The sequence below is a fragment of the Nocardia shimofusensis NBRC 100134 genome, assembly GCF_001613125.1.
Classification (GTDB): Bacteria; Actinomycetota; Actinomycetes; order Mycobacteriales; family Mycobacteriaceae; genus Nocardia; species Nocardia shimofusensis.
Map to the genome: position 1 here is coordinate 23591 of NZ_BDBT01000010.1, position 23897 is coordinate 47487.

The 23897-nt window shown below is 70.1% G+C and carries 23 protein-coding genes; 15 read left to right on the forward strand and 8 right to left on the reverse strand.

What is annotated here, in order from left to right; translation table 11 throughout:
- Nucleotides 1–30: 30 nt before the first annotated feature.
- Nucleotides 31–1419 (reverse strand): class II 3-deoxy-7-phosphoheptulonate synthase, encoded by a 1389-nt coding sequence (locus NS3_RS13130; RefSeq protein WP_067858973.1) that lies wholly within the window; start codon nucleotides 1417–1419, stop codon nucleotides 31–33.
- 185 nt (nucleotides 1420–1604) lie between these two features.
- Here NS3_RS13130 and NS3_RS13135 point away from each other — a divergent pair, with 185 nt between their 5' ends.
- Nucleotides 1605–2093 carry a polyadenylate-specific 3'-exoribonuclease AS gene (locus tag NS3_RS13135; protein WP_067858977.1) on the forward strand — a complete coding sequence of 163 codons (489 nt, stop codon included), beginning with the start codon at nucleotides 1605–1607 and terminating at the stop codon, nucleotides 2091–2093.
- Nucleotides 2094–2173: 80 nt separating this feature from the next.
- On the opposite strand, the gene qcrB is transcribed toward NS3_RS13135, so the two are convergent.
- From qcrB to ctaE, 4 genes are all read right to left on the reverse strand, one after another.
- On the reverse strand, nucleotides 2174–3796 hold the full coding sequence (qcrB, locus tag NS3_RS13140) for a cytochrome bc1 complex cytochrome b subunit (RefSeq protein WP_067858980.1): 1623 nt from the start codon (nucleotides 3794–3796) through the stop codon (nucleotides 2174–2176).
- Nucleotides 3793–4977: a cytochrome bc1 complex Rieske iron-sulfur subunit gene (gene qcrA, locus NS3_RS13145; RefSeq protein WP_157101307.1), complete on the reverse strand. Its 1185-nt coding sequence runs from the start codon at nucleotides 4975–4977 to the stop codon at nucleotides 3793–3795. The genes qcrB and qcrA overlap by 4 nt, the downstream gene beginning before the upstream one ends.
- Entirely contained in the window at nucleotides 4974–5837 is an 864-nt protein-coding gene (gene qcrC / locus NS3_RS13150; protein WP_084495472.1) for a cytochrome bc1 complex diheme cytochrome c subunit, read from the reverse strand. Before qcrC ends, qcrA begins: the two co-directional genes overlap by 4 nt.
- Before the next feature lie 83 nt (nucleotides 5838–5920).
- On the reverse strand, nucleotides 5921–6532 hold the full coding sequence (gene ctaE / locus NS3_RS13155; RefSeq protein WP_067858986.1) for an aa3-type cytochrome oxidase subunit III: 612 nt from the start codon (nucleotides 6530–6532) through the stop codon (nucleotides 5921–5923).
- A gap of 189 nt (nucleotides 6533–6721) precedes the next feature.
- Between ctaE and NS3_RS13160 the strand changes: the two genes are divergently transcribed.
- Together NS3_RS13160 and trpD are read left to right on the forward strand one after the other, a co-directional pair.
- The gene (locus NS3_RS13160; RefSeq protein WP_067858989.1) at nucleotides 6722–7153 is read left to right on the forward strand and encodes a ribonuclease E inhibitor RraB; all 432 of its coding nucleotides are present in this window, start codon (nucleotides 6722–6724) and stop codon (nucleotides 7151–7153) included.
- A gap of 213 nt (nucleotides 7154–7366) precedes the next feature.
- The gene (trpD, locus tag NS3_RS13165) at nucleotides 7367–8473 is read left to right on the forward strand and encodes an anthranilate phosphoribosyltransferase (protein ID WP_067858991.1); all 1107 of its coding nucleotides are present in this window, start codon (nucleotides 7367–7369) and stop codon (nucleotides 8471–8473) included.
- A 97-nt stretch (nucleotides 8474–8570) separates the two neighbouring features.
- Here trpD and NS3_RS13170 read toward each other — a convergent pair whose 3' ends face one another.
- Complete coding sequence (locus NS3_RS13170; RefSeq protein WP_040795366.1) at nucleotides 8571–8846, reverse strand: Lrp/AsnC family transcriptional regulator; 276 nt, start codon at nucleotides 8844–8846, stop codon at nucleotides 8571–8573.
- A gap of 324 nt (nucleotides 8847–9170) precedes the next feature.
- The gene (locus tag NS3_RS13175) at nucleotides 9171–11318 is read right to left on the reverse strand and encodes a DEDD exonuclease domain-containing protein (protein WP_373865304.1); all 2148 of its coding nucleotides are present in this window, start codon (nucleotides 11316–11318) and stop codon (nucleotides 9171–9173) included.
- Between the two features lie 681 nt (nucleotides 11319–11999).
- On the opposite strand from NS3_RS13175, the gene NS3_RS13180 reads away from it, so the two are divergent.
- The 12 genes from NS3_RS13180 (at nucleotide 12000) to NS3_RS13235 (ending at nucleotide 23210) form a co-directional block, all read left to right on the forward strand.
- Nucleotides 12000–12587, forward strand: coding sequence for a C40 family peptidase (locus NS3_RS13180; protein ID WP_067858995.1), 588 nt, complete (start codon nucleotides 12000–12002; stop codon nucleotides 12585–12587).
- A gap of 164 nt (nucleotides 12588–12751) precedes the next feature.
- Nucleotides 12752–13816 (forward strand): NlpC/P60 family protein, encoded by a 1065-nt coding sequence (locus NS3_RS13185; protein WP_067859478.1) that lies wholly within the window; start codon nucleotides 12752–12754, stop codon nucleotides 13814–13816.
- Between the two features lie 7 nt (nucleotides 13817–13823).
- Complete coding sequence (locus tag NS3_RS30045) at nucleotides 13824–14906, forward strand: peptidase MA family metallohydrolase (protein ID WP_067858998.1); 1083 nt, start codon at nucleotides 13824–13826, stop codon at nucleotides 14904–14906.
- A gap of 47 nt (nucleotides 14907–14953) precedes the next feature.
- Complete coding sequence (locus NS3_RS13195) at nucleotides 14954–16081, forward strand: glycosyltransferase family 4 protein (RefSeq protein ID WP_067859001.1); 1128 nt, start codon at nucleotides 14954–14956, stop codon at nucleotides 16079–16081.
- A gap of 87 nt (nucleotides 16082–16168) precedes the next feature.
- Nucleotides 16169–16552 carry a polyketide cyclase / dehydrase and lipid transport gene (locus tag NS3_RS13200; protein WP_067859004.1) on the forward strand — a complete coding sequence of 128 codons (384 nt, stop codon included), beginning with the start codon at nucleotides 16169–16171 and terminating at the stop codon, nucleotides 16550–16552.
- Nucleotides 16553–16608: 56 nt separating this feature from the next.
- Nucleotides 16609–17046, forward strand: coding sequence for an SRPBCC family protein (locus NS3_RS13205; protein WP_067859007.1), 438 nt, complete (start codon nucleotides 16609–16611; stop codon nucleotides 17044–17046).
- A 5-nt stretch (nucleotides 17047–17051) separates the two neighbouring features.
- On the forward strand, nucleotides 17052–18428 hold the full coding sequence (locus NS3_RS13210) for an ArsA family ATPase (protein ID WP_245649596.1): 1377 nt from the start codon (nucleotides 17052–17054) through the stop codon (nucleotides 18426–18428).
- 1 nt (nucleotide 18429) lies between these two features.
- On the forward strand, nucleotides 18430–19050 hold the full coding sequence (locus NS3_RS30050) for a hypothetical protein (protein WP_245649597.1): 621 nt from the start codon (nucleotides 18430–18432) through the stop codon (nucleotides 19048–19050).
- A gap of 1 nt (nucleotide 19051) precedes the next feature.
- Nucleotides 19052–20026, forward strand: coding sequence for an ROK family protein (locus tag NS3_RS13220; protein ID WP_067859010.1), 975 nt, complete (start codon nucleotides 19052–19054; stop codon nucleotides 20024–20026).
- A 197-nt stretch (nucleotides 20027–20223) separates the two neighbouring features.
- Nucleotides 20224–20946: a lysophospholipid acyltransferase family protein gene (locus tag NS3_RS13225; protein ID WP_067859013.1), complete on the forward strand. Its 723-nt coding sequence runs from the start codon at nucleotides 20224–20226 to the stop codon at nucleotides 20944–20946.
- A 164-nt stretch (nucleotides 20947–21110) separates the two neighbouring features.
- Nucleotides 21111–21875: a sporulation protein gene (locus tag NS3_RS13230; protein WP_067859016.1), complete on the forward strand. Its 765-nt coding sequence runs from the start codon at nucleotides 21111–21113 to the stop codon at nucleotides 21873–21875.
- 57 nt (nucleotides 21876–21932) lie between these two features.
- The gene (locus tag NS3_RS13235; RefSeq protein ID WP_067859019.1) at nucleotides 21933–23210 is read left to right on the forward strand and encodes an FAD-binding oxidoreductase; all 1278 of its coding nucleotides are present in this window, start codon (nucleotides 21933–21935) and stop codon (nucleotides 23208–23210) included.
- A 268-nt stretch (nucleotides 23211–23478) separates the two neighbouring features.
- On the opposite strand, the gene NS3_RS13240 is transcribed toward NS3_RS13235, so the two are convergent.
- Entirely contained in the window at nucleotides 23479–23895 is a 417-nt protein-coding gene (locus tag NS3_RS13240) for a cytochrome c oxidase subunit 4 (RefSeq protein WP_067859022.1), read from the reverse strand.
- Nucleotides 23896–23897 lie beyond the last annotated feature (2 nt).

The following is a 23897-nucleotide window of genomic DNA, read 5'->3' on the forward strand; positions in this document are numbered from 1 at the left end:
GGCGCGCCGAGCAGCGGTGTCAGCCCGGTATCAGCGCAGCATCTCCGCGACCAGGAAGGACAGCTCGAGCGACTGCTGGGTGTTCAGGCGCGGGTCGCAGGCGGTCTCGTAGCGACCGCTCAGATCCAGATCCGAGATGTCCTGGGCGCCGCCGAGGCATTCGGTGACGTCCTCGCCGGTCAGCTCGATGTGCAGGCCGCCGGGATGGGTGCCCAGCGCGCGATGCACCTCGAAGAAGCCCTGCACCTCGTCGACGATGCGGTCGAAGTGCCTGGTCTTGAAGCCGGTGGAGGCCTCATGGGTGTTGCCGTGCATGGGGTCGCACTGCCAGATCACCTGGTGACCGGTGGCCTGCACCTTCTCGATGATCGGCGGCAGCGCGTCGCGCACCTTGCCGTTGCCCATCCGGGAGACGATGGTGAGCCTGCCCGGCTCGTTCTTCGGGTCGAGCCGCTCGACGTACTCGACCGCCTGTTCGGGAGTCGTGGTCGGGCCGATCTTCAGGCCGATCGGGTTGGCCAGCAACTCGGCGAAGGCGATGTGCGCGCCGTCGAGCCCGCGGGTACGCTCACCGATCCACAGGAAGTGCGCCGAGAGATCGTAGAGCAGCGGCTCCCCGGTCACCGGGTGCTCGCTCAGGCGCAGCAGCGCGCGCTCGTAGTCGAGGACGAGCGCCTCGTGGCTGGCGTAGATGCGCGCGGACTGCAGGCTCGGGTCGTTGACCCGGCAGGCCTTCATGAAGGCCAGGCCGCGGTCGATCTCCTCGGCCAGCGCCTCGTAGCGCGCGCCCGCCGGAGACTTGGCCACGAAGTCGCGGTTCCAGTCGTGCACCTTGTGCAGATCGGCCATGCCCGCGCTGGTCAGCGCGCGCACCAGGTTCATCGCGGCGCTGGCGTTGGCGTAGGCGCGCACCAGGCGGGACGGATCGTGCTCGCGCAGCGCCGGGTCGTCGACCAGCGAGTTGACCATGTCGCCGCGATAGGACTTCAGGCCCTTGGCGTCGATGTCCGACGAGCGCGGCTTGGCGTACTGGCCGGCGATCCGGGCGACCTTCACCACCGGCAGGCTCGCGCCGTAGGTCAGCACCACGGCCATCTGCAGCAGCGTGCGGATGTTGCCGCGGATGTGCGGTTCGGTGTTGTCGGCGAAGGTCTCCGCGCAGTCGCCGCCCTGCATGAGGAAGGCCTCGCCGCGAGCGACTTCGGCCAGCCGGTCCTTGAGTTCCTCCACCTCGGTGGGCAGGCAGATCGGCGGCACGCTCTCCAGAACGGTGCGCATGTCCGCCGCCAGTTCGGCGTCCCACGACGGCTGCTGCAACGCGGGACGGGCCAGAGCGTCGTCCAGGCGCCTGCGCAACTCCACAGGCAGCGGGGGCAGTTCCGGCAAGCGATCGATGGGTACGTCGACGGTCCAGTTCACCAGTTCAGAATACGTACCGGCGGGTCCGCCGACATCGCGCGGGATGGGTGAAAATCCACCTCGCGGGGGTGGACGATTCCACTCCGGCGGCCCCTTGCGCCCGCGCGCGGGTGCGGCACATAGGGTGATGACGTGCGGGGCGGCCCCGCAGGCACCAGGGGAACAATCGAGGAAGGTCGATCGCGCTGCGGTATTTCTACGACTGCGAGTTCATCGAGGACGGTCGGACCATCGACCTGATCTCCATCGGGGTCGTCTGCGAGGACGGGCGCGAATACTACGCGGTATCCACCGAATTCGATCCCGAGCGCGCCGGGTCCTGGGTGCGCAAACACGTCCTGCCGCAGCTGCCCGCCCCCTCCTCGCCGCTGTGGCGCAGCCGGGCGCAGATCCGCGACGACCTGTTCGCCTTCCTCGTTCCGCGCGCCACCGTGCAGCCGGAGCTGTGGGCGTGGACCGGCGCCTACGACCACGTCGCGCTGGTGCAACTGTGGGGGTCGATGACGGGTCTGCCGACCGCGCTGCCGCGCTATACCAACGAACTGCGCCAGCACTGGGAAGCGCACGGCCGTCCGCCGCTGCCGCCGGTACCGCAGGACGCGCACGACGCGCTGGCCGACGCCAGGCACAACTTCGCCAAGTTCGAGGCCATAGAAGCTGCTCGCAGGCGCTGAGAACAGCGGTGCGCAGACGCTGATGACAGATCGAAGGCCCCGAGTCGTCCGACTCGGGGCCTTCGTGGTGCGGTCCGCGCTCAGTGCGCGTGCGAGGAGCCCCTGGCGTCCTCCTGGACCTTCTGCAACGCCTCGAGCTGGGCGTGTTCGGCCGCGTGCTCGAGTTCGACATTGCGGGCGGCCTCATCGATCGGGTCCGCGCGCAGGAACGAGCCGGTGCCGGGCTTGCCCGCCAAGCCGAGCTTGTTCATCTTCTTCGGCACCGGGGCGCCCTGGTACTCCAGCGGAATCGGGTGGCCGTGGGCGTCGACCGGGCCGAGCGGCTGGTGCACCTCGATGTACTCACCGTGCGGCAGGCGCTTGATCACGCCGGTCTCGATGCCGTGCTCGAGCACCGCGCGGTCGCTGCGCTGCAGACCCAGGCAGAACCGGTAGGTGATGAAGTACGCCAGCGGCGGGACGACCAGCAGGCCGATGCGGCCCATCCAGGTGGTCGCGTTCAGCGAGATGTCGAACTTCAGCGCGATGATGTCGTTGACGCACGACAGCGTCAGCACCACGTAGAACGCGATCGCCATGGCGCCGATCGCGGTGCGGACCGGAACGTCGCGGGGACGCTGCAGCAGGTTGTGGTGCACGTCGTCGCCGCCGATGAGCCGCTTCTCGATCCACGGGTAGGCCACCAGCACGGTGAACACCAGACCCATGATCAGCGCGACCCAGAACGCCGCCGGGATCGTGTACCGGCCCAGGTAGAGCTCCCAGGCAGGCATCAGGCGCGCCATGCCGTCGGTCCACATCATGTAGAAGTCGGGCTGCGAACCCGCCGAGACCTGGGAGGGGTTGTACGGACCCAGGTTCCAGATCGGGTTGATCTGCAGCACGCCGCCCATGATGCCCACGATGCCGAGGGTGAAGGCGAAGAACGCGCCCTGGTCGGCGGCGAACACCGGCACGATACGCGCGCCCACCACGTTGTTCTCGGTACGGCCGGGGCCGGGGAACTGGGTGTGCTTCTGGTACCAGACCAGCGCCACGTGGGCGGCGATCAGGGCCAGGATGATGCCGGGCAACAGCAGCACGTGCGCGATGTACAGGCGCGGGATGATGATGTCGCCGGGGAAGTCGCCGCCGAACATCAACCAGTGCAACCAGGTGCCGATCACCGGGACACCGATGGTGATGCCGGAGAACGCGGCACGCAGACCGGTGCCGGACAGCAGGTCGTCGGGCAGCGAGTAACCGAAGAAGCCCTCGAACATCGCCAGGATCAGCAGCAGCGAGCCGATGACCCAGTTGCCTTCACGCGGCTTGCGGAACGCACCGGTGAAGAAGATGCGGAACAGGTGGATGATGATCGACGCCGCGAACAGCAGGGCTGCCCAGTGGTGGATCTGGCGCACGAACAGACCGCCGCGGACCTCGAAGGAGATCTCCAGGGCCGTCTCGTACGCGCGGGACATGCCGACGCCGCGCAGCGGCTGGTAGGCGCCGTTGTAGGTCACGTGCGCCATCGACGGGTCGAAGTACAGGGTCAGGTAGACGCCCGACAACAACAGGATGATGAAAGCGTAGAGCGCGATCTCACCGAGCAGGAACGACCAATGGGTCGGGAAGACCTTGTTGATCGAACGCTTCATGAACGCGGCGGCGCGATACCGCTCGTCCACCCCGTTGGCTTGGGCTGCGACTGAAGGGCTCATGAACGACGCTCCCAGAAGGCCGGTCCGAGCGGCTCGATGAAGTCGCCTGCGGCGACCAGGAAGCCCTCGGAGTTGACGGTGATCGGCAGCTGAGGCAGCGCACGAGCGGCGGGACCGAAGATCGGCTTACCCCACTCGGTCGCCGAGAACTGCGACTGGTGGCAGGGGCACAGGATCCGGTTGGTCTGCTGCTCGAACAGCGAGGTCGGGCAGCCGAGGTGGGTGCAGATCTTCGAGTAGGCGAAGTAGTCGCCGTAGTTGAAGCTCTCCTGGCCCTTGCGCTTGATCGCCTTCTCGGCGTCTGCCGTGCGCAACCGGATCAGCATGACGGCGTTACGGATGCCGCGCAGCGACTGCAGGGTCGCGTGGCTGTCGCCGCGCCACGATTCCTTCCACGGGAACACGGTTTCCATGGAACCGGCGTCCAGATCCTCCGGACGCACCAACACGATGTCCTCCGGGCGACCGGTGTCGCGCCGCAGGTAGATGGTCTCGCCCGGGTAGTCGGGGGTCCAGCCGGACACCCACAGCGGCGACTTGTCGCCCTTGGCCCACGGGTTCTTGACCATGCCGCCGACGAAGACCAGCAGCGAGCCGATGCCGAGGATGCCGACGCCGGCGCCCGCGGTACGGGTGATCATCTTGCGGCGGCCCAGGGTGGAGGTCTCCCCCGCGTCCTGCAGCTGCGCGATCAGGGTCCGGCGCTCCACCTCGGGCGAGGGGCCGTCGTGACGCTGCTGGACAGAAATCTCGGCCGGGATGAACTTCTTGCGGATCAGCAGTACCGCGATGCCGATGACCAGCACCGAGATGCCGAAGGTCAGGCCGACCAGCGGCGTGAACAGCGAGTAGGCGCTATGGCCTTCCTCGCCGACGCCCTTGAATTCCCACGGCCAGAACAGGAACACGCCCACCAGCGCGGCGGCCGCGAGGCCGGATACCGCGAACCAGAAGGTCACCTCGCGTTCGGCGCGCTTCTCGGCCCGGGTGCCGGGCACCGGGAAACGCTCGGCGCGGTAGACGACCTCGACGCCGTCCCGCTTGGTGCCGAGTGCGACGAGTTCGTCGCGCGTCATCGCGTCCAGCTCGTCCTCGGTCGGGTCGGCCGGGGTGTTCACCGGCTCCTTCGACAGTTCTGGCCCCTCGTCCGGCCGGCTCACGTCTCGCTCCTGTTCACTCATGATCGGGATCCGATCCACATCGCCGCACCGACGGTGAGCACGATTCCGACGATCCAGATGGCCACGGCCTCGGTGGCGGGTCCGAACCCGCCGAGCCCGTACCCACCGGGGGTGGCCTCTTCGGCCGCGTTCTTGATGTAGGCGATGATGTCGCGCTTTTCCTCCGGCGTCAGCTGACGGTCGGAGAACTTGGGCATGTTCTCCGGGCCGGTCAGCATGGCCGCGTAGATCTGCTGTTCGCTGGCGGGTTCCAGCGGCGGGGCGTACTTGCCGGAGGACAGCGCGCCGCCCTTGCCGGTGAAGTTGTGGCACGAGGCGCAGTTCATCCGGAACAGCTCCGAGCCGCGGCCGATGTCCTCACCGCGCAGGGATTCCTGAGCGATCTCGCCGTTCTCGTCGCGCACCACGGTGGGGCCACCGCCGTTGGCGGCGATGTAGGCGCCGAGGGCGTCGATCTGGTTGGCGTCGAACTTGGCGGGCTTGCGCGTGGCCTGCGCCTGGTTGGCGGCCAGCGGCATACGCCCGGAGGAGACCTGGAAGTAGACCGCGGCCTCGCCGACGCCGATGAGGCTCGGGCCGCGATCGGTCACGCCCTGCAGGTTGGCGCCGTGGCAGGTGACGCAGGAGGTGTCGTAGAGCTGCTGTCCCTCGCGAATCAGCGCGGACTGGTCCTGATTTGCCGTGGCGACCTGGGGTTCAGGAGTCAACGCGGTAGCGAGGAAGCCGGCTCCGACCAGGCCCACCAGGAGCGCGAGCCCGCCCGCGACGCGACGACGGGCGCGCCGCTGCTTGCGGGTCTTGCTGGCCTGGCCGTTCCCGGGGCTGGCGGGCTCTGGCGCTGACGGGGGAGATGAACTCATCTGTGTCCCTTTGGAGTAGACGGAACCGACTTGTGCGAAGTGTGGGTCCGAGCGTCGTATCGTCCGACGCCGGCCCCGGCGACTCAGCGAACGAAGTAGATCGTCGCGAACAGACCGATCCAGACGATGTCGACGAAGTGCCAGTAGTACGACACGACGATCGCGGCGGTGGCCTGCGCCGGGGTGAACTTACTGACCTTGGTGCGGATCAGCAGGAAGACGAAGGCGATGAGACCGCCGATGACGTGCAGGCCGTGGAAGCCGGTGGTGATGTAGAACACCGAGCCGTAGGCGCTGCTGGAGATCGAGGTGCCTTCGTGCACCAGGTGGTAGTACTCGTAGCCCTGACCGGCCACGAAGAACGTGCCCATCGCCAGCGTGAGCATGTACCAGCGGCGCAGGCCGAACACGTCGCCCTTCTCCGCCGCGAACACGCCCATCTGGCAGGTGAACGACGACGCCACCAGCACGGCGGTGACCGGCACGGCGAGCCCGAGGTTCAACTCGGTCGGTTCCGGCGGCCAATTGCCCTGCGCCTGGGCGCGCGCCACGAAGTACATCGCGAACAGGCCGGCGAAGAACATCAACTCGCTCGACAGCCAGATGATGGTACCGACGCTGACCATGTTGGGCCGGTTCAGCGAATGCACACGCTGAGTAATGGCCGATCCTGGGGTCCCTACTGCGGTCGTCACAGGGGTAAGTATGACTCTTCGTAGTACGACGCGGGTACCGGGGTCGGAAAGTGGGCCCGACGTGTCGGAAAAGGCAGGCGGGGAGATGGTCTCGACCACGCGCGCCCGATCCGGGCCGACCGCCAGCATGACAGGCTGATATGTGGAAATCCTGAGACGAGGCACAGAACTTTCGAGCGAGGAGTACACGTGGCCGGGCGATCACCGATCGGACGTATCTGGCGGCGGCTCGCCGGGCGCGCCACCGAGGCGCAACTGGACCCCGCGAGCGCCGATCTCGCAGTAGTGGCCGAGAGCTTCGACGACGCCGAGGCGTGTTCGGCCGCGCTCGACCGCGCCGCCGGGTTCGACGCGACGCGGCCCGCGCTGCTCCGCCATCATCTGCGGGTGCCCGGCCCGCAGGTGGAGCGGGTGTGCGAGATCGCCGCGCAGGACGGTTACTCCCCCGCACCGGGTTCGCCCGCACCCGACGGCGAGTGGGTGCGCGTGGTGCTGTGCCGGACCCAGCGGGTCGACGCGTTGCACTGCGCGCAGGAGCGATCCAGGATGGCCGGGCTGGCGCAGCGCCACGAGGGGCACGCCGACGGATGGGACGTGATGCAACCCCCGGCGAGCAGGTGACGCGCTCCCGCGACTCGGCGCGATGCCGGCGTCGGCGCGGAGGTGACCGGGCTTGCGCGACGGCGCGCCGATACTCGATCCGCACCGGCGCCCTCGCGCATTAGGCTGCTCGACAGGACCGGGCTCCTCAGCGATCGGTTCATGTGTCGGACTCTCGATGCGCACCCGATGCCGTGCCGATCGGCGCGGACCGGGTGCCGGAAGGAACAGAAGATGAGCGGTCAGCTCCCGGAAGCGCACGCCGAACCTGCCGAGCGGGACCGCGCGCGCGACTGGCCGCAGATCCTCGGCGCGCTCGCCGACGGACACGACCTGACCGCCGCCGACACCGCGTGGGTGATGGACGAGATCATGTCCGACAACGCCACCAGCGCCCAGATCGCCGCCTTCGGCGTCGCGATCAAGATCAAGGTCCCGACCCCGGCGGAACTCGACGGCCTGGCCCGCGGCATGTTCGAGCACGCGCGCCTGGTGCGCATCGACGGCGACGCGGTCGACATCGTCGGCACCGGCGGTGACCGTTCCGGTTCGGTGAACATCTCCACCATGTCCTCGATCGTGGTGGCCGCCGCCGGGGTGCCGGTGGTCAAGCACGGCAATCGCGCGGCCTCCTCCAAGAGCGGCGGCGCGGACGTGCTCGAGGCGCTCGGGGTGAAACTGAACCTCGGTCCCGAGGCGGTGGCGCGGTGCGTGCGTGAGGTGGGCATCGGCTTCTGCTTCGCACCGGTATTCCACCCGGCGCTGCGGTTCGCCGGTGCCGCCCGCAGGGAGATCGGCATCCCCACCGTCTTCAATGTCCTCGGTCCGCTGACCAACCCGGCCCGGCCGCGCGCCGGGCTCATCGGCTGCGCCTTCCCGGAACTCCTCGAGGTGATCGCCGGGGTCTTCGCCGAACGCGGCGCGGGCGCGCTGGTGGTGCGCGGCGCCGACGGCCTCGACGAGATCACCACCTCCGATGTCACCGACGCCTGGATCGTCGCGGACGGGCGCAAGCGCCGCACCACCATCGACCCGACCCGACTCGGCATCGAGCGCGTGGACCTGGAGGCCCTGCGCGGCGGCGACGCGGAGGTCAACGCGGGCGTGGCGCGCTCGGTGCTGGCCGGAACCACCGGCGCGGTCCGTGACGCGGTGCTGGTGAACTCGGCGGCCGCGATCGTCGCCTACGACCTGTCACGTGGGGTGGGCGATGCGGACGCCGATGTGCACGAGGCGCTCGGCGCGGCGGTCGAGCGGGCCGCGGCGGCCATCGACAGCGGCAAGGCGGCCGAACTGCTCGATCGCTGGGTGAAGCTGACCAACTCCCTCGGCGACACCTAGAGACGGCGCATCACCGGCCGGTCTGCGCCTTCGGCGTCCGAGGCCGGCCGAGCCGCCGAGCACGGCGCCGACCGGCGCGACCGATGCGCCTGCCGTGTCACTCCCCGATCGAGAAACCGTCCTCGGCGTCCGCGCGCGAGTAGGACTTGAAGGCGATGTGCGTGGTGGTGCGCTCGACGCCTGGCACCTTGTCGATCCGCCCGGTGACCACCTCGGCGATCTGCTCGTGGTCACGCACCCGCACCATCGCGATCAGGTCGACGTCGCCCGCGCAGGAATAGACCTCGGTCACGCCCTCGGTGTCGGCCACGGCCTGCGCGGTCTCCGGGATACGGGCGTTGTCGGCGTGGATCAGCACGATCGCGTTAATCATGGGTTCAGCCTAGTGCGGCGGGCGCCCCACGCTCGGCCGCGCGCAGAGCACGCGATCGTCGCTCGGACCCGGTACGCGTGACCGGCGCACCGAGCGTGTCCGCCCAACAGGCCGCGGGCCCGCTCGGCCTCGAACCGGCCCGGCGGCAGGACACGTGCTGGTGGCTGGGTGCAATCGCATCGCCCGGGATACGGCCACATGCGAACACGCCGACCACGACCCGCTCCCCTCTTCGGTCTCCACAAAACCCTCGCACCGGAACCGAACCATCGTCGGCGAGCCGACCGGCATACGCCCCATCGGGGTGTGCGGCGGCCGAGTCGTTCACCCGGTGCGCTCGATGTAGTCCGTGCCTTCGGGCCGAGCCCGCGCCGCAGCCTCGGCAGTCTCCGCCCAGGCCAGCAACCGGCCCGCGCCGTAACAGGGTTCGTGGTATCCGTGGCTGGTCCGCACGATTCGTACCCCTGGCCGCTCCAGCCATCGCGCGACCAGTGCCACTTCTTCCGGTGACGCGCCGAGCAGCGGGGGTCCCACCCATTCGATCTCCTCGGCGGTCGGATCGACGCCGGTGTCCGACACCCCTGCCGTCGTTGCCTCGACACGGTCGGCTCGGTCGGGGCCCCCGGTCGGCTCGCCGCCTCGTCCGCCGGACGCGACAGGCCGACCGGTGGGCCGTTCGGCCTCGGCAGTCGAGGCAAGCGGGGCGGACAGGGCGGGCGACGCCGCCGACCCGGCATCGCACCCGGCGAACGATGCGAGCCGACCCGACGATCCCAGTCGACCGGGTGATTCCAGCCGACCGGGTGATTCCAGCCGACCCGACGAATCCAGCCGACCGGGTGATTCCAGCCGACCCGACGAATCCAGCGGACCTGATGCTGCCGGCACGGCGGGCAGTTCGGGCAGAGCCGCCGGGGTGGGCACGGGACGGCCGTCGGGGACGACGGTTTCGGCGGCGGCGACGAGGTGTTCGACGACGGGCATCGGGGGTGTGCCGCGGCGGGCGACGCCTGCGGCGGCGAGCCTGCCGTGGCGGATGACGGCGAATTCCCAGCCGCCCGCGCCGTCGGGATGCGCCGCGATCAGTTCGGCGATGCGGGTCAGGGCGGCCAGGCGCTGGGTGCGGCGCAGGGCGCGGATGACGGCGGCGGCACGGTCGCGCAGGCGCGCGGCGGTCTCGAAGTGTTCTGCGCGGGAATGGGTGTCGATCCGGTCCAGTATGGCGGTGAGCACGGCGTCGTCGCGGCCGGTGATCAGATCCCGGACGGCGGCGGGCGTCGGCGCGTAGTCCTCCGCGGTCAGCGGCTTTTCGCCGGCACCGGCGGCCGGGCATCCGCCGACCACAGCGGGCGGGCAGTCGTGGGTGGCCGTGCGGGTGAGCCGGGTCGTGCAGGTGCGCAGACCGGTGTGTTCGGCCAGGGTGGCGGCGACGTCGGCGGCGTCGTTGCGGGAATGGAAGGGGCCCAGCGCATCCTGGGTGGGTGTGCGTACCACCGCGAACCGGGGGAAGGGCTCGTCGGTCAGGGTGATCCACCAGGCGCGCTTGGGGAATTTGGAGCGCCGGTTGTACGGAGGGGCGTGCGCGGCGAGCAGCCGCAGTTCCCGCACCCCGGCTTCGAGGCCGTGTGCGCATACGACGTGGTCGACCCGCGTCGCGAGCGCGACCATCTCCTTCATGCGGCCGCGGGTCTCCGATCCGGTGAAGTAGGTGCGCACGCGACGGCGCAGATTCACCGCCGTCCCTATATAGAGGACTTCGTCGGACGGTCCGCGAAACAGATACACCCCCGGCTCGGCGGGCAGACCGGTGGCGAAGACCCGTTTGGCGCGCTGCCCCGAGGTGACATCGGGCAGGTAGTCGAGCAGCTCGGTCAGGCTGTGCACGCCCTGATTGCCGATCCGGGCGATGAGGGCGTGCAGCACGTCGACCGTGGCGCGGGCGTCGTCGAGGGCGCGGTGGGTCGGTTGGGTGGACGCGCCGAGCAGATGGGCCAGCGCGGACAGCCGCACCGACGGGGCCTCGTCACGCCCGAGCACGCGCCTGGCCAGCTTCACCGTGCACAGCACCGGGGAGTTCGGCCACGGCAGTTCGCTGCGAGCGGCCGCCGCGCGCAGAAAGGCGGTGTCGAAGCGCGCGTTGTGAGCGACCAGCACCGCGCCCGCCGCGAACTCGAGGAACGCGGGCAGCACCGCTTCGATGCGCGGCGCCGCGCAGACCAGGGCGGTGGTGATGCCGGTGATCCGCACGACCTCGGGCGGGATGTCCCGACCCGGGTCGACCAGGGTGGCGAATTCGCCGAGCACCTCGCCGCCGCGCACCTTGACCGCGCCGATCTCGGTGATGGCGTCGCCGTCCGGGCTGGTGCCGGTGGTTTCCAGGTCGACGACCACGAAGGTGGTGTCGTAGAGCGGGGTGTCCAGCTCGTCGAAGGCCAGCTGCCGGGCGGCGGCGAGGGGTTCGGAGTCGGGCACGGCGGTCAGAGTAGGGCTCACCCCCGACAGACACAGCCGAACACAGCCGAACACAGCGGACGCAGCCAAGGCCGACACCGCCGATACCGCCGCCGGCCACAACAACGCCGACAAGATCATCGGACAACTTGTCACCCGGTAATTCCGCCACAGAATGTCGCGGTGCGTTTTTCGGCCGAATACCAATAGATGATCTAGAAAGACCTCATTATGACGCAGGTTACATTTTTCACGGGAAACTATCACAGGCCGGGCGTGTCCACCTCCGCACCCGAAGCGCAAACCGACCGGCCGGGCCGAACAAGCACAAAGTTGTACGATTGTCCACAACTTCCTCCGGCGCGGGTTACCCAACACCAAGCCCATCTGCGAATATGCCGGAAATCGAGCGCGTCACATGATCACTCCCCCGGCCGGGACGCCGCCTGGAGGACCTGGACGAAACGGACAGTGAAACGCTTCTGTAACTGTTCCGTGATTGCTGTGAGATCTATCGCAGATTTTTCTGCCACCCATTCGGCAAACGCGCGTTCGGCAGCCGAGCGGCTTTACAAACTTCCGTGATCGGTTCGTAATCGTTTCGAGACCTCACGGAGTTCGTCGCACCGAGCCGGTGCGTTCGTCGCAGTCCGCCGCACCACCGGGTGTGGCGTCGTGGGGCAGATTGGAAGTAACCGCAACATGGCGACCAACACCGTCAAACGGCAGGCGCGGCGTGCCGTTGCCGCCGGAGCGATCGGCGCTGCCACCATCGGCGCGTTCCTCCTTCCCGCGACGGCCTCGGCCCAGCCGGTGACCATCCCCGGCGTCGGCACCTTCGAGGTGCCCAACGAGATCCCGATCCCCCCGGGCATCCCGGCCATCCCCGGCATCGCGCCGGGTAACCCCGCCGCGCCGTTCGCGCCGCCGTTCGTGGCGCCGCAGAAGGCCCTCGGCGAGGTGGCCCTGGATGCCGCGCTGTCCAAGGTCGGTTCTCCCTACGTCTACGGCGCCGCCGGCCCGAACGCCTTCGACTGCTCGGGCCTGGTCCAGTGGGCCTACCGCCAGGCGGGCAGGGAGCTGCCGCGCACCAGCGGCGCGCAGCTGTCCTCCGGCGCCCCGGTCTCGCTGAACGACCTGCGCCCCGGCGACGTGGTCTCCTTCTACGGCGGCGGCCACTCCGGCCTGTACGCGGGCAACGGCAATGTCGTGCACGCGGCCAACGCCGGCTCTCCGGTGCACGTCGCGCCGATCTCGTCGATGCCCTTCGCGGGCGCTCGCCGGTACTGAGTCTTCGTACCGAGTCGGCCGAATCGGCAAGTACGGCAACGCGGCCCGTGTCCACCTGGACACGGGCCGCCGCCGTTTCGTAATCTAATCGAGACCGAACGAAGTGCGGACCGGTGACCTTCGCCGTATCCGAGCGCTTCGGCAACGAAGGAGCACGTCGGGCTGTGGCAGTCGATCAGCGCACCTCTCGCACCAAGCGCCTGCTCTGCGGCGTATTCGCCGTGGGGGTTCTGGCCACCGGACTGTCCACCGGGTCCCCCGCGGTCGCCGACCCGGTCGCGATGCCGAACACCGCGAGCGAGGCGGTGCAGAGCATGATCGAGCTTTCCCGCCAGTCCGAGCAGCTCAACCAGCAGGCGCTCGGCGCGCAGGAGGATCTCGACGCCAAGCTCGCCGTCCAGCAGGCCGCCGATGCCGAGCTCGCCGCGCGCACCGCCGTCGTGGAGGCCGCCCGCGCGGAGGTCCGCGCGTTCCAGCCGGTCATCGACCGCACCGCCATCGCCGCCTACCAGGGAGTGCGCACCAACCGCATGTTCGCGGTGCTGGTCAGCGACTCGCCGCAGCAGATGCTCGACCGGATGTCCACGATGGACATGCTCGCCACGCAGACCACCGACGAACTGCGCCGGTTCAAGAAGGCCGACGACGCGGCGACAGCCGCCGAGAACACCGCCCGCGCAGCCGCCGACGCCGCCCGCGAGGCAGCGCGCAAGGCCGACGAGGTGCGCGCCGATCTCGAGCACAAGCGCAGCGAACTCGCGGGCGCCATCGCCCAGGTCGTGCGGGCGTGGGGCGCGCTGTCGGCGTCGGACCGCGCGACGCTGGCCGGTTCGCCCTTCCCGCCCGGCTTCGACCGCGACACCCTGTTGCAGGGCCTGGTCCCCGGCAGCGGCACCAGCGCGCTGGCCGCCGGGCTCACCCGGGTCGGCGATCCCTACGTCTGGGGCGCCACCGGCCCGGACCAGTTCGACTGCTCGGGCCTGGTGCAGTGGGCGTTCAAACAGGTCGGCAAGAACGTGCCGCGCACCAGTTCGGCACAGGCGAGCTACGGCACCCCGGTGGACAAGGACGATCTCCAGCCCGGTGACGTCGTCTTCTTCTACCCCGAGATCTCGCACGTCGGCATCTACGCGGGCAACGGGATGATGCTGCACGCCTCGACCTTCGGTGTGCCGGTCGCGGTCGCCCCGATGGGCTCCACGCCGTATCACTCCGCCCGGCGGTACTGACGCCGACGTGACGGAGGTTCACCCCCTCGGTTTCCCGGCCGCCGCTCGCGATCGGGGGCGGTTCCTGTTCACCGTGGCGGTGATCGCGCTGCTGACCGCCTCCGGCTGTGCGCTGATCCGCCTGATTCCCGAAGCCGCCGCACCGCTCGCGGACGCGGCTCCCGCGGGCACCGCTCACCTGGAACCCGCGCGCCGGATCATGGCGCCGTTCGGCGAGCTGCGTGAGATCCGCGCGCCGGACACCGAGGCCGTCGTCCTCGCCCATCCGGGAAACGAAGAGCTCGCCGACCGGCTGGCCGCCGAACTGCCCGCGGCCCTGTCCGCCGTAGCGGGCTTCTGGGATGCGAGCGAGACCGCGTGGACTCGCCACGCCGTGGTCGTCGTCGCCGCCGACCGTACCGAGTTCGCCGCACTGCTACGCGCACCGGAGCCCGCCGCCGGCGGCCCGCAGACCGGCGCCGACGCGGGCGCGGTCCCCGGCGGCCATGCCCGCAGCGACACCGCAGGCAGCCGCCGCAGCGACGACAGCGGCGCGACGGCCGTCGACGTGACGAGCACCGACATCGCCGCCGCCGCGTTCTCCGACCCGTTCGTCTTCGGCACTTCCCCGACGGGTCAGCGGGTGGTCTTCGCCCCCGACGCCGGCGAACGGCTGACCCCGGACCAGTTGCGCACGCTCCTGCGCCACGAACTGACACACCTCGCCACCCGCGCGCACACCGCCGGGGACGCGCCACAGTGGCTGACCGAGGGCTTCGCCGACTACGTCGCCCACCGCGGCCTCGGCCACACCTTCGCCGAGATCGCACCGACCGTTCGCGCCGCCGCTCGGTCGGGTGCGCTGCCCGATGCCTTCCCCGCCGACACGGCGTTCACCGGACCGGCCGCGGTCGAGGCCTACGAACAGGCCTGGACGATCTGCGCGTTCGTCGCCGCCGCCTACGACGAACCACGACTGCTCCACCTGTACCGAACGCTCGCCGGGAGCGGCCGGGCGGACGAGGACCGGCTGCTGCGCGAGGTACTCGGGACCGACCGCGCGAGCTTCGCCGACCGGTGGCGATCCTGGGTCGCGGACCGCTCGGGCTAGCTCGACCACGACGGCGCGGGCGATCCGCCGCCGAGTAGGTTGTCCGTATGGCCCGAACCCTGCTGGTTACCAACGATTTCCCGCCACGGCCGGGTGGTATCCAGTCGTATCTGCAGGCCCTCGCCGGGCAGCTGCCCCCCGAGGATCTGGTGGTCTACGCACCCCGCTGGCGTGGCGATTCGCACGTGAAGTTCGACGCCGGCCAGAAGTTCCGGGTGGTCCGCCACCCCACCACGCTCATGCTGCCGACCCCGGCCGTCGCGCGCCGCGCCGCGCGCCTCGTGCGCGAGGAGAAGTGCGACACGGTCTGGTTCGGCGCCGCCGCACCGCTGGCTCTGCTCACCCCGGGACTGCGCCGCGCGGGCGCCGAGCGGGTGCTGGCCAGCACCCACGGTCACGAGGTCGGCTGGTCGATGCTGCCCGGCGCGCGCCAGGCCCTGCGGGTGATCGGCGAGAGCACCGACGTGGTCACCTATGTCAGCAAGTACACCCGAGGCCGGTTCGCCTCCGCGTTCGGCGCGAACGCCGCGCTCGAGTACCTGCCCCCCGGCGTCGATCCCGGCGTCTTCCGCCCCGATCCGGCCGCGCGCGCGGAACTGCGCGCCCGCTACGGGCTGGGCGAGCGCCCGACGATCCTGTGCCTGTCCCGGCTGGTGCCGCGCAAGGGGCAGGACGCGCTGATCGTGGCCATGCGCGAGATCCGTACCCGGATCGACGGCGCGGTGCTGGTGATCGCGGGCGGCGGCCCCTACGAGGAGAAGTTGCGCGGGCTCGCGCAGGCGCTGGAGGTGTCCGGCGACGTCGTGTTCACCGGGCGGGTGCCCTCGGCCGAGCTGGCCGCGCACCACACCGTCGCCGACGTCTTCGCCATGCCCGCCCGCACCAGGGGCGCGGGCCTGGATGTCGAAGGCCTGGGCATCGTGTACCTGGAAGCCTCGGCCACCGGTGTGCCGGTGATCGCGGGCCGTTCCGGTGGCGCACCGGAAACCGTGCGCGAGGGCGAGACCGGGCACGTGGTGGACGGCAGGCGGGTGGAGGAGATCGCCGACGCGGTCGTGTCCGTCCTGTCCGACCGCGACGCCGCCGCCGCGATGGGCGCCGCGGGCCGAGCCTGGGTCCAGCAGCACTGGCACTGGGACGCCATCGGCGCGCGGTTGCGCGAACTCCTGCGCTGAGGACGGCAGGTGCCCCTGCCGTCGACGGGCCCACCGACATCGACGGGCCACGTCCGGGGCGCGGCGGCATCCATTACGCTCAGCGGAGTGAGCAGCATTCAGGTCGCCGACCAGACCTTCGTCGTCGCCTCCGGCGCTGCCGTCGCCGAGGTGCTGGCCGATCGGAGCCGGTGGCGCCGGTGGTGGCCGGACCTTCAGCTCGAGGTGCGGGAAGACCGCGCCGACAAGGGCATTCGCTGGGTCGTGCGTGGTCCGCTGACCGGCACGATGGAGGTGTGGCTGGAACCGTCGCTGGACGGGGTCCTCCTGCACTACTTCCTGCACGGCGAACCCGAGCCCCGGCACACCCTCACGCCCCGCGCGGCGGCCGCCGCCAACCGGGCCAGGCGGGTCGCGGGCAAGAGGATGTCGTTCGAGGTCAAAGCACTGCTCGAGGCCGGGCGCCCGGCGGGCGTCACCCCAGCCGCCTGACCTGTCATCACTCGGAGCCACACCCGCATCGTCGCCGGAAAGGAACCGCTGACCCCATGGCCGACCGGACCCAGAGGTCGATCCTCATCGAGGCACCCGCCGAGCGGGTGATGGCTGTCATCGCCGATCTCGAGTCCTATCCGGAGTGGGTGGCGGCGGCCAAGTCCGTCGAGATCCTCGACCGTGGCGCCGACGGACGGGTCCGTACCGCGCGCTTCGTGCTCGACGCCGGAGTCGTCAAGGACACCTACGTGCTGTCCTACGTCTGGCGGTCCGACGAACGGGCGGTGGCCTGGCGGCTGATCGAGGGCGAGCTGCAGAAGGCCCAGGACGGCAGCTACGTGCTGCTGGAGAGATCCAGCGGCTTCACCGAGGTGATCTACGAGCTGACCGTCGATCTGAACATCCCGATGATCGGCATGTTCAAGCGCAAGGCCGAGAAGGTCATCACCGACACGGCCCTCAAGGAACTGAAGAAACGGGCCGAAGGCTGACGGCCGTGCAGCACGGTCCGCGGCGCACCCGGCTCGAACTGTTCGTCGGCAAAGGCGGTGTCGGCAAGACCACCCTCGCCTGCGCGGGCGCGCTGTCCTACGCCCGCGCCGGTGAGGACGTGCTGCTGGCCTCGCTGGACCAGGCGCACTCGCTGGGCGACGCCCTCGGTTTCCGGTTCCCGCACGATCCGGGCACGGTCGCGGGCATCGCGCGGGTGGAGCCGGGGCTGGACGTGATCGAACTCGATTCCCTCGCCCTGCTCGAGGACCGCTTCGCCGAGGTGACCGCGATGCTGTCCGCGGGCGGCTCGCACAGTCACTCCCTCGGCATCGATCCCGCCGCGCTCGACCCCGCCGAGCTGACCGGCCTGCCGGGTGTGCAGGAACTGCTCATGCTCACCGAGCTGGCCGCGTTCGCCGAGGACGCCGACTGGAGCGTGCTGGTCGTGGACTGCCCGCCCTCGGCCGACCTGCTGCGCATCGTCACCGCCCCGCAGACTCTGCTCGACTACCTCGAACGCCTGTGGCCGCCGCACGCGCGCGCCATGAGCGTGAGCGGTTTCGATCCCCGGCGCGCGGTGCTCGCGGTCACCGTCGAACGGATCGTGACCGCGGTGACCCGGGTGCGTGACCTGCTCGCCGATCACGATCGCACCGGCCTGCGCCTGGTCACCGCACCCGAGCGGGTCGCCGTCGCCGAGACCCGCCGGGTCCGTTCCGCCGCCGCCCTGCTGGGCCTGCGACTGGACGCGGTGCTGGTGAACAAGGTGCTGCCCGCGACGCCCGCCCCCGCCGGTCCGCTCGAGGCCGCCCACCCGGCGGTGCACTGGTACCTCAACCGCCGCGCCGATCAACAGGCTGTCATCGCCGAGCTGCGCGAAGAACTCGATGACGTCGCGGTGCTGGTGTCCGCGCACACCGGCGCGGAACCGGTCGGTCCCGACGCGCTCGCGGCCCTGGCCCCCTCGTCCTGGCACGCCGACGAAGCCCCGGTGACGCGAACGCCCCGCCGGGACGGCGGCCCCGCGCGGGCCGCCGATCCGCTCGGTGACAGCCGGGATGGGGAACCCGAGGGCGACGACGCCCCGACGCGTGTCGACGTGCGTTCCGGCGAGCCGGTGGTTCGATGGGAGTCCGGCACCGGGGAGGACTCGGTGTACGCGTTGTGGATGCGGCTGCCCGTCGTCGATCCGGCGACGCTGCGACTGGGACGAGTGGAGGACGATTTGATCGTGGGAGCGGACGGGGTGCGGCGCCGGGTGCGCCTGGCCCCGGTATTGCGTCGGTGCACGGTCTCCGGCGCCGAGTTGGACACCGGCTGTCTGGTGGTGCGATTCCGCCCCGACCCGGCACTGTGGCCGGCGAGCACGGAAGGCCGCTGACGTGCCCCGACCCTCCGCACACGAACACCGGCCCGACGCTTTCGCCGAATTCGCCGAAGAACTGCGCATGCTCGCCGAGACCGTGCTCGAGCGGGTCGAACCGGCCCTGCGCAGCGCCGCCGAGGACCGGCCCGAGTGGTCCAGTTGCAGCTGGTGCCCGGTCTGCGCGACCGCCGCCCTGCTCCGCGGTGAACACCACGACGTGCTGACCGCGATCGCCGACCACGGCACCGCCATCGTCACCGTCCTGCGCGAAGCACTCGCGGGCGCCCCTGTCGAGCCGGTCCTGCCCACCGACGACCCCACGGGTCCGCACACGCACCGCGGCTCGCACGTCCGTACCGGGGAACCACCGGCAACCGGCGACGCGGCGTCCGCGACCACGCGTGCCACATCGGATCCCGGCCCGGTGCAGGCATCGGACACCGCCGGAAGCGCCGGCGCAACAGTAGACCCCGGCGACTCACCCGCCGACACCGCCACCGACGCGGGCTCCCGTGACGCCGGTCGGCCCGAGGACCGGACGGGCGGGATCGGCGACCCGACCCGATCCTCGCGACGCTCGGCATCGCCCCGCAAGCGCTCCGGCTACACCGATATCCCCGTGACGATCAGGATCTGACGTGACCGGCGCTGCACTGACCGTCGGCATCGATGTCGGCGGCACCAACATTCGCGCGTCCGTGGTCGACGCGGGCGGACAGGTCCTCGACACCGTCCAGTCCCCCACGCCGCACAGCGCCCGCGCGCTCGAGGACGCCTTGGCCAGGGCGGTGCGGGAGCTGTGCGCGCGCCACCCGGTCGCCGCGGTCGGCCTGGCGGTCGCCGGTTTCGTCAACGAACACCGTGACACCGTCCGGTTCGCCCCACATCTGCCCTGGCGCGACGCCCCGGTCGCGAAGCAACTGACCGAGCGGCTCGGCCTGCCGGTCATCCTCGAGCACGACGCCAATGCCGCCGCCTGGGCCGAGTACCGGTTCGGTGCCGCGGCGGGCGGGCACAATGTCGTTCTGGTCGCGATCGGCACGGGGATCGGCGCGGCGCTGCTCGTCGGCGGCACGCTCTATCGCGGAACCCACGGCGTGGCTCCCGAACTCGGCCACCTGCAAGTGGTCCCGAACGGCCGCTTCTGCGCGTGCGGCAAGCGCGGCTGCTGGGAACGCTATTGCAGCGGCACCGCACTCGCCGAGACCGCGATCGAGATGCTGGCCACCGATCCCTCCGAGTCGACTCTGCTGGCCGCCGAGGTCGCCGCCGAACCCGGTGCGCTCACCGGCAGACGGGTGGCGGGCGCGGCGCAGGACGGCGATCCGGTGGCGGAGGCGGCGGTCGCCGATTTCGGCCGGTGGCTCGGCCTCGGCCTGGCTTTCGTCAGCGACATCTTCGATCCGGATCTGATCGTGGTCGCCGGCGGGGTGAGCAGTTCGGCGCCGCTGTTCCTGGACGAGGCGCGCGAAGAATACGCCCGCTCGATCACCGGCGCCGGACACCGTCCGCTGGCCCGCATCAGGACCACGCAATTGGGTGAGGCGGCCGGTGAGATCGGCGCCGCCGAACTCGCCAGAGCCGCGATTCCGAAGACCGGTTCCGATCGATGAGAACGCCTCGCCGACAATGGCGGGAGTAAGCCTGCAACCTGCGGGTAACCACACCGTGACCAGACCGGCGCGGCGCGGCGCGGCGATTCCGTCTCACGGCAACCGCCGTGGTTGGATGAGCACTCCGACCAGCGGTAAAGTCGCATAGGTCGCAGGTCTGCCACCCACCGATCCCGGTCCCCTGGGGGAAGGATGTCATGTTCTACTGGCTTCTGAAATTCGCGCTGCTGGGGCCTTTCATCCATGCCTACAATCGCCCGACCGTGGAAGGCCTGGAAAACATTCCGGCCGACGGCCCGGCGATCATGGCGGGTAATCATCTTTCCTTCGCCGACTGGCTTTTCGCTCCCCTGCTGAGCCCGCGCCGGATCAACTATCTGGCCAAGGCCGAGTACTTCACCACCCCTGGGCTCAAGGGCCGCCTGCAGAAGTTCTTCTTCAGCGGCACCGGTCAATACCCCATCGACCGCAGCGGCGCCGACGCCGCCGAGGACGCGCTCAACGCCGCCCGCAAGCTGCTCGACCAGGGCAGGCTGGTCGGCCTATACCCGGAGGGCACCCGCTCGCCGGACGGCCGCCTCTACAAGGGCAAGACCGGTATGGCGCGACTGGCGCTGGAGACCGGCGTGCCGGTCATCCCGGTCGCGGTCATCGGCACCGACAAGGTGTCCCCGCCCGGACCGTTCCGCTGGCGCAGGCACAAGGTGACCGTGAAATTCGGCGCCCCGATCGATTTCTCGCGCTACGAGGGCATGGCGGGCAATCGATTCGTCGAGCGCGCCGTCACCGACGAGGTGATGTACGAATTGATGCGTATGAGCGGCCAGGAATACGTCGACGTCTACGCACACAGCCTCAAGGGCACTCCGTCCGGTTCCCGGCCGGAGGCCACCCGGATCCCGGATTCCGCGGCGAGCTGAGCGACCGACAACCGAAAGGCTCCGGACCCGTGGTGGTTCCGGAGCCTTTTTGTTTCCGTTCACCGCGCCGAGTGCGGTGTACCGGGCTTCGCGCGGAATGACCTTGCTCACAACGCAAGCCGACCGCAAGATCTTCTTCAGGTCCGCCCGCCACACTTCCCGGCATGTTCAAGAAATTGCTGGCCGCCGCGGGCGTCGGTGGGGCCGAGGTCGAGACCGAATTGTTCACCCCGGGCGTGCAGCCCGGTGGCGTGGTCGAAGGAACGATCCGGCTGCGCGGCGGGCGCGTCGCTCAGGACGTGGAGTACATCGCCGTGGAGTTCGTGACCCGCGTCGAGCAGGAGTACGACGACCACGAGGGTCTGCGCGATTTCGGGTTCGCCCCGGTCGGGGTGACCGGCCCGTTCCACCTGCCCGCCGAGGCCGAGCTGTCGTTCCGGTTCGCCGCCCGCGCGCCGATGGAAACCCCCATTACGTTCTACAACGGCAGGCACCTGCCCGGCACCGTGGTCTCGCTGCGCACCAAGGTCGGCATCCGCGGCGCGGTCGACGCGGGCGACACCGACCCGATCGGCATCGGCGCGCTCCCGGCCCAGCACATCGTGCTGGAAGCCGTGGAGCGCTTGGGCTTCCACCTGCGCAGCGCCGACGTCGAGCAGGGCCGGGTGCACAACACCCCGCAGACGCTGCCCTTCTACCAGGAAATCGAGTTCGCGGGCTCGCCGCACTACCCCAGCCTGAACCAGCTCGAGGTCACCTTCATCGCCACCGAGACCGGGATGAGCGTGGTCTTCGAAGCGGACAAACGCGGCGGATTCTTCACCGAGGGGCGTGATGTGTTCGACGCGCTGTGGATGGAACACCACCGGCTCGACGGCATCGATTGGGCCGGTGAGATCCACCACCGGATCGCGCGTCTGGCCTCCTGAGCGCAGTCCCGGATTCGAGTGCGCACAAGTGGCGCGGCTGTGGTTAAGTTTTGAGCCATGAGCACGTCGCAGTCTGTCTCCACCGAAGAATATCTACCTCGTGACACCGCGGATGTCGTTCGCACTGTTCGGGATTCGCGGGTGCGCGCCGAAGGTCTCACGGTCGTCGGTGGCGAGGTCCTCGACGAGGGACTGCAGGTGCCCGATCACCGCGCGGTGGTGTCACTGCGCAGGATGAACGCGGTGCTCGATATCAACCTGGGCCGCAAGACCGTCCGGGTGCAGGCGGGTGCGAAGCTCTCCGAGATCGACCGCAGGCTCGGCGCGCACGGCCTCGGCCTGCCGATCGTCGGCGACCACCGCGACATCACCGCGGGCGGATTCGCCTCCGTCGGCGGCGTCTCCAGCGCCTCGCACCGGCACGGCCTGTTCATCGACCAGGTCGTCGACCTCGAATACGTCGACCCGGACGGGCGCATCGGCACCTGCGGACGCGACCACCACACCGAGCGGTTCCACCGCATCCTCGGCGCGGGCGGCCGGGCGGGCATCATCACCGCGTTGACGCTGGACACCGTCGAGATCGACAAGGACCACACCTGGCTGACCACCGACGCCCACCGGTTCCTGGACTTCGACTCCTTCGTCGAGCACGCCCAGAGCGAGATCTCCCGCCCCGGCAATGCCGCGCTGCAGGTCGGCCGCTGGGTCGACACCCAGCCACTCAAGGTCGCGCGTCCGGTCGGCACCGGGCACGTGCAGCTCGGCACGGTGCGCTTCGGCCAGTGGTCGAGCCTGTACCCGACCGCGCCGACCCGCTCGCTGAAGGCCCGCCGCGACGTCGGTACCCGCGCCCGCAAGGGCCTGGGCGCCATCGCCTCGCACGCGAGCGGGCGCGCGGGCATGCCGGTGCGCAACGCCGCCGCGGGCGCGCTGATGTTCGCGCCGAAGGTGCTGACCCTGCGCGACGCGGAATACCTCGCCGACACCGTCATCAGCTCCTCGGAGCGCGGCCCGGCCTACCGTGTGGGCATCTTCGCGCCGATGTCGACCTACTCCTCGGTGTTCTACCGGCTGCACGACCTGTTCTCCGGGCACCGCGAGCGCACCGGCTGCTTCACCGTCATCTCGGCGATGACCTACGGCGTGCGCTCGGACTACCTGCGCGCCGAGGCCGGCGCGCGCAACCTGCCGCACGAGGACCACGGCCTGATCACCTTCACCTGCCGGCTGCGTCCCTCGGCGCTGCCCTCGGAACTGCTGCGCGACATCATGTCGAGCATCGACGACATCTGCGCCTCCGAGCGCGCCCTGCGTTACGAGTCGGCGCAGTAGAAGCACGAGAACCCCCGAAGGCCGGACGCGTCGGCGGACGCGTCCGGCCTTCGTCGTGTCCCGCTGTTCCCGAAGCGGGCCTGCCAGGCCGCCAGGTTCGGCGCCGGCTCGCCTGACGTCGCGAGCCGTCGCACTGCCGCATCCGGCGAACGGGTCGACAGGAGCACAGCGCCGTAGAGACAGGACAGCGCCCCACCCGTGCGGGTGGGGCGCTGTCCTGTGGTGCGAGCTCTCGTGTGGGCCTCCCAGTGGCCCGCAGAGACTCCGCTCAGTGCTTCTCGGGACCGACGTGGTACTCGAACACCAGCCCGGCGGCCGCGGCGACGACAGCCACGACACCGACGGCGATCAGCCACGGCTCGAAGAAGGCCAGGCCGAGGGCCGCGATCGAACCGGCACCGGCCAGCAGGATGGGCCAGAAGCTGCCCGGCGAGAAGAAGCCGAGGTCACCGGCGCCGTCGACGATTTCCGCGTCCTCGTAGTCCTCCGGACGCAGGTCCAGGCGACGGGCGATGAACCGGAAATAGGTGCCGACGATCAACGACAGACCCGCGGTCAGCACGATGGCGGTGGTGCCCGCCCATTCGATGCCGGTGCGCGACTGTGCGGTGAAGAAGCCGTAGACGAAGGCGACGATGATGAAGAACACCGTCAGCAGTTCGAAGATGCGTGCTTCGATCCTCATGT